The organism is Amycolatopsis rhizosphaerae (assembly GCF_007713715.1).
GTDB lineage: Bacteria > Actinomycetota > Actinomycetes > Mycobacteriales > Pseudonocardiaceae > Amycolatopsis_E > Amycolatopsis_E rhizosphaerae.
In genome coordinates this window covers 1-2,546 of record NZ_VJWX01000718.1, presented here as the reverse complement: position 1 = coordinate 2,546, position 2,546 = coordinate 1, and the positions used below count along the sequence as shown (strand labels likewise).

Here is a 2,546-nt window from a genome sequence, read left to right as displayed (position 1 = left end):
CAACACGTCCAGGTTCGGCCGCACCGGCTTCGTCCGGCCCAGCAGCACATCCAGAAACCTCATCGCGCCGGCTCCCCCAGATCCGTGGACAGCTTCGCCAGCCGATCCAGCCGCACTTCAAGACTCGGATGCGTCGACAGCAACGACATCACCCGCGAACCCAGCGCCGGAGCGAAGAAGAACGCGTTGAACGCCTCCACCGACCGCAGATCCCGCGTCGGAATCCGCGACAACTCCCCGCTGACCTTCGTCAACGCCGAAGCCAGCGCCGACGGACGACCCGTCACCATCGCCCCCGCGGTGTCCGCCGCCAACTCCCGGTACCGCGACAACGCCCGCACCAGCAGGAAACTGATCCCGTACACCACCACCGACACCGCGGTCACCAGCAGCACGACCAGCACCACCTGGTCACCGTTGCGCCTGCCCTGGCCCATCATCCCCGAATACAGCGAGAACCGCGCCACCAGACCGGCCAGCACCCCGAGGAACGACGCGATGGTCATCACCACCACATCCCGGTGCGCGATGTGCGACAACTCGTGCGACAGCACCCCCTCCAGCTCCGTATTGTCCAGCCGCCGCAGCAGACCCGTCGTCACACACACCACCGCGCGCCGCGTGTTGCGGCCGGTCGCGAACGCGTTCGGCAGATCCGTGTCGGCCACCGCCACCCGCGGCTTCGGCATGTCCGCCGCCGCGCACAACCGGTCCAGCACCGCATGCAACCGCGGCTCCTGCTCCGGACCCACCACCTGCGCCCCCATCGACGCCAGCGCGATCCGGTCCGAGAAGAAGTACTGCGCGGCCAGCAGCCCCCCGGCGATCACCACCACCACGAAAACCGACTTGAGCAGGACCAGCAGCACCGCCACGAACACCGCATACACCAGTCCCAGCAGGAACGTGGTCAGCAGCATCCGCGCGGTCAGCCCGCGGTCCGGCGGAAAACGAGTGCGCACGCCTTCACCCGGGAATCAGGCCCTCGTCGCCGAGCAGCGCCCGCACCTGCGCCAGGCTGCTGTCCGCGGCGGGAAGGACCAGGTCGGAGGGAACCAGACTGTCATCCGGCACCGGAGTGCCGTACCGGCGCGCGGCCTCGACCAGCGAATCCAGCGCGATGATGAAAGCGCTTTCCTCCCCGGCCTCCATCGCCGCCACCACCGCGTCGTCCAGCTTGTTGAGCTCATCGAGACGCTCGGCAGGCAACTCGAGCTGCCCCTCCCCGAGAATGCGCGCGATCACGACTCGTCCTTCCCACGGCCGGCGGGCAACTGCGCCCGCAACTGCGAAAGCTCGCCCTCGATCTGGCCCTGCGCGGAAATCCGGTCCAGCTGGGCCTGGATGTCGTCCCGCCCGGCAGGACGCGTGGCGTCGTCGAGCGCACCGGAAGCCAGCAACTCGTCGATCGCCCCCGCCCGGGCCTGCAGCTGCGCGGTCTTGTCCTCCGCCCGCTGCATCGCCATCCCGACATCCCCCATCTCCTCGGAGATGCCACTCACCGCCTCACCGATCCGCGTCTGCGCCTCCGCCGCCGTGTAGGTCGCCTTGATGGTCTCCTTCCGCGTCCGGAACGCCTCCACCTTCGCCCGCAACCGCTCCGACGCGGCCTTCAGCTTCTCCTCGTCGGCCTGCACCGACTGCTGCTGCGCCTGCAACTCCGTGATCTGTGCGGTCACCGCCGCCCGGCGCGTCAACGCCTCCCGCGCGATCTCCTCCTGCCCCAAGGACAGCGCCTGCCGCGCCTGCCCGGTCAGCGTCTCGGCCGACCGGTTCAGCTGCCCCAGCTGCAGCTCCAGCCGCTTACGGCTGGTGGCCACGTCCGCCAGCCCCCGGTTGACCTTCGTCAGCATCTCGAGCTGCTTTTCGTAGGAATAGTCCAGCACCTCGCGAGGATCCTCGGCACGGTCGAGCGCCTTGCCCACCTTCATCCTGAACAGATCCGCGATCCGACGGGACAGACTCATTTCCCCTCCCGGTCTTCGGGCTTTTCCTCGCCGTGCCGCCCTTCCTGCCGCGCCTGCCACAGCCTGATCTCCCGCTCGGCCAGCTCGGTCGTCGTGTGATGCCGCGACGCGGCACGAGCCGCGGCGTCCTCCCTCGCCTCCTGCGCCGCCTTCCGGCTTTCGGTGTCACTCACAGCCGTTCTCCCGTCCACAATGGATGCTCCAATGGATGACCGTCTCCACCCTTGGCCGCCGGGAGACGCCTGACTAGTGACCTTCGGCCCCGACGGAGGAACCGAAAGCCGCCACCGGCGCGAGATGCTTCAGGAACCACTCACGCGCCAGCGCACCCGCCTGATCCAGGGCACCCGGCTCCTCGAACAGATGCGTCGCCCCGGGCACCACCGAAAGCCGCGTTTCGGCCGTCATCGCCGCCTGCGCCTGCTGGTTGAGCTCCAGCACGATCTCGTCCCGCCCGCCGACGATGAACAGCGTCGGCGCGCTCACCCGCGCCAACCGCGGCGCCGCGAGATCCGGACGCCCACCGCGCGACACCACCGCCGCCACCGGCACCTCCGGATTCGCCGCCGCCCACAGCGC

Annotated in this window: 5 protein-coding genes; all 5 read right to left on the bottom strand. The window is 69.3% G+C overall.

Going from position 1 to position 2,546, the window contains the following annotated elements; translation table 11 throughout:
• Positions 1 to 59: 59 nt before the first annotated feature.
• Entirely contained in the window at positions 60 to 962 is a 903-nt protein-coding gene (gene htpX / locus FNH05_RS35970) for a zinc metalloprotease HtpX (RefSeq protein WP_144593304.1), read from the bottom strand.
• Between the two features lie 4 nt (positions 963 to 966).
• Positions 967 to 1,245 carry a PspA-associated protein PspAA gene (gene pspAA, locus FNH05_RS35965; RefSeq protein WP_144593303.1) on the bottom strand — a complete coding sequence of 93 codons (279 nt, stop codon included), beginning with the start codon at positions 1,243 to 1,245 and terminating at the stop codon, positions 967 to 969.
• Positions 1,242 to 1,967 (bottom strand): PspA/IM30 family protein, encoded by a 726-nt coding sequence (locus FNH05_RS35960; protein ID WP_144593302.1) that lies wholly within the window; start codon positions 1,965 to 1,967, stop codon positions 1,242 to 1,244. The genes pspAA and FNH05_RS35960 overlap by 4 nt, the downstream gene beginning before the upstream one ends.
• A complete protein-coding gene (locus FNH05_RS38600; protein WP_186382913.1) occupies positions 1,964 to 2,140 on the bottom strand; it encodes a hypothetical protein in 177 nt (58 codons plus the stop codon). Before FNH05_RS38600 ends, FNH05_RS35960 begins: the two co-directional genes overlap by 4 nt.
• A 73-nt stretch (positions 2,141 to 2,213) precedes the next feature.
• Positions 2,214 to 2,546, bottom strand: a 333-nt coding sequence (locus tag FNH05_RS35955; protein ID WP_483964244.1) for a dienelactone hydrolase family protein, incomplete at its 5' end; no start/stop codon positions are given.